The organism is Sphingobium phenoxybenzoativorans, from assembly GCF_001757355.1.
GTDB lineage: Bacteria > Pseudomonadota > Alphaproteobacteria > Sphingomonadales > Sphingomonadaceae > Sphingobium > Sphingobium phenoxybenzoativorans.
The window spans coordinates 1-3,006 of the sequence record NZ_MINO01000154.1 but is presented as its reverse complement, the minus strand read 5'-3'; the positions used below and the strand labels follow the sequence as shown (position 1 = coordinate 3,006).

1 protein-coding gene is annotated in these 3,006 nt (G+C 68.6%); it reads left to right on the top strand.

What is annotated here, in order from left to right; all coding sequences use genetic code 11:
- The coding region (locus BHQ40_RS24405; RefSeq protein ID WP_290438459.1) for an alpha-2-macroglobulin family protein at positions 1 to 3,006 on the top strand (3,006 nt) is incomplete at both ends.

The following is a 3,006-nucleotide window of genomic DNA, read 5'->3' as shown; positions in this document are numbered from 1 at the left end:
CGCTGTTCGTCGGTTATCTGTCCGGCGGCGGGGCGGCAAACCTGCCGGTCTCCATCCGCACGGCATTCGACAGCGGCGGCGCGACGCCGGACGGATGGGACGGATGGACGTTCGGCGGCGCGGCGGTGAAGGAGGGGATCACCCGGCTGGACGATAATGGCGAAGCGCCCGCGCAGCCCTTGCCCTTTTCCCAGACCCTGCCCGTCACGCTGAATGGCGGCGGCACGGCGCAGACGTCGGTCGAGATCGGCCAGCCGATCGACAATGAAACGACCATGACGGTCGAGATGGATTATCAGGACGCCAATGGCGAGACGCTGACGGCAAGCCGCCGGATCGCCCTGCACCCCGCCGCCGTGCAACTGGGCATGAAGACCGACGGGTGGCTGATGCGGGATAGCGACCTGCGCCTGAAATTCGTGGCGCTGGGGCTGGATGGCAAGCCGGTCAGGGGACAGAAGATCGCGGTCGCCCTCTACAGCCGGGAGATCATCACCGCGCGGCGGCGGCTGATCGGCGGATTCTACGCCTATGACAATCAGGAGAAGATAACGAAGGTCGATGTCGACTGTTCGGCCAAGACCGACGAGAAGGGGCTGGCCGACTGCACGATGGACCCCGGCCTGTCCGGCGAGGTGACGGTGGTCGCGACCACCACCGACGCGCAGGGCAATGTCGCGCGCTCGGTGCGCTCCGTCTGGCTGGCGGGCGACGATGACTGGTGGTTCGGCGGCGACAATGGCGACCGGATGGACCTGATCCCCGAACAGAAAGCCTATAAGGCCGGCGAGACGGCGAAATTTCAGGTGCGCATGCCATTCCGGTCCGCCACCGCGCTGGTGACGGTGGAGCGCGAGGGCGTGCTGTCCAGCTTCGTCACCGACCTGTCGGGCAAGGACCCGGTGGTGGAAGTGCCGATGCCGTCAGCCTACGCGCCCGATGTCTATGTATCGGTGATGGCGGTGCGCGGGCGGATCGGCGGGTGGAAGCTGTGGTTCGCGGACCTCGCGCGGCGGTGGAACCTGCCCTTCTTCAGCCGGGAAGGGGCAAGCCCGACCGCGCTGGTGGACCTCGCCAAGCCCAGTTACCGCATCGGCATGGCCAAGGTGCAGGTCGGCTGGGAGGGCCACACGCTCGGCGTCACGGTAAAGACCGACAAGGCGAAATATGCAGTGCGCGAGACGGCGCAGGTCGATGTCGCGGTGACGGAGCCGGGCGGCAAACCGGCGCGGTCGGCGGAGATCGCCTTTGCCGCCGTGGACGAGGCATTGTTGCAGCTATCGCCCAATGAAAGCTGGAAGCTGCTGGACGCGATGATGGGCGAGCGGACGCTGGATGTCCTCACCTCCACCGCGCAGACGCAGGTGGTCGGCAAGCGGCACTATGGCAAGAAGGCGGTTGAGGCGGGCGGCGGCGGCGGCAGTGAGTCCGCCGTGACGCGCGAAGATTTCCGTCCCGTATTGCTGTGGAAGGGCCGGGTGAAGCTGGACGCCAATGGGCATGCCCGTGTGGCGGTGCCGCTGTCGGACAATCTTTCCTCCTTCCGCATGGTCGCGATTGCGACATCGGGCGCGGACCTGTTCGGCACGGGGCAGACGAGCGTGCGGACGGTGCAGGACCTGACCATCTATTCCGGCGTGCCACCGCTAGTGCGCAGCGGTGACTGGTTCGGATCGACCTTCACCCTGCGCAACGGATCGGCGCGGCCGATGCAGGTGACGGCGACAGTGAAGCTGAACCCCGGCATCGCGACCGGCAAGCCGCTGACCGTGACGATCCCGGCGGGCGGGGCCGCGCCGGTGACATGGAACCTGCGCGCACCGACGGGCATCGACCGGATCGGTTGGACGGTCGAGGCGAAGTCCGCAGACGGCAAGGCGGTCGATCGGGTGGTCGTGTCGCAGGATGTGGTGCCCGCCGTGCCGGTGGAGATATGGGCGGCGACGCTGATGCGCGTTGCGCCGGGCGCTTCGGTGCCGGTGGCCGCGCCCGCCGGGGCACTGGGCGGCGGTTATGTCGACGTGAAGCTGTCCGACACGCTCGCACCGCCATTAGGAGGCGTGCGGGCCTATATGGCGGCCTATCCGTTCAGCTGTTTCGAGCAGCAGACGTCGCGGGCGATCGCGCTGGGCGAGGCCGGGTCGTGGGGCGCGCTGGCCGGGTCGATCCCGACCTATCTCGATGGCAATGGATTGCTGCGATACTTCCCCAGCGACCGGCTGAGCGGATCGCCGGAGTTGACCGCCTATGTGCTGTCGGCGACGGCGGCGGCGGGCTTCGCGATCCCCGAAGCGTCGAAGGCGCGGATGACCGAGGCGATGAAGGCCGTGGTCGAGGGCAGGTTGCAGCGCGAGGGCGAGGGACCGGCGGATGCGCGGCTGCTGAAGGTCGCGGCGCTGGCGGCGCTGGCGCGCAACGGGCAGTCCAGCCCGGCGCTGGCGGGCGGCATCGATCTGGTGCCCGCCGACATGCCGACCGGCACGCTGGCCGACTGGATGACGATCATCGACCGCACGCCGGGCCTCGCCAATGCCGCGCAGATGCGGGCGACGGCGGAGCAGGTGCTGCGGTCGCGCCTCGTCTATGAAGGGACGCGATTGGACCTCGCCGACCGGGCCAATGCGCCCTGGTGGATGATGGTCAGCAGTGACGAGATGGCGATCAAGGCGATGGACGCGGTGCTGGGACGACGCGGATGGGAGGATGAGGTACCCAAGATGATGGTCGGCGTCGCCCAGCGGCAGAAGCGCGGCCATTGGGATACGACCCCGGCAAACGCCTGGGGCGCGATCGTCGCGCGGCGCTTCGCCAGCCTCTATCCGGCGAGCGCGATTACCGGGACGACGACCGTGGCGCTGGGGAGCGTAACGCGCAACCAGAGCTGGCCGATGGCGGCGGATGCTTCGCCCTTGCGGCTGCCGCTGGCGAACGGGCGGTTGAGCCTGACGCAGAGTGGCGGGGCGGGGCCGTGGGCAACCGTTTCCGTGTCGGCAGCGGTGCCGCTGC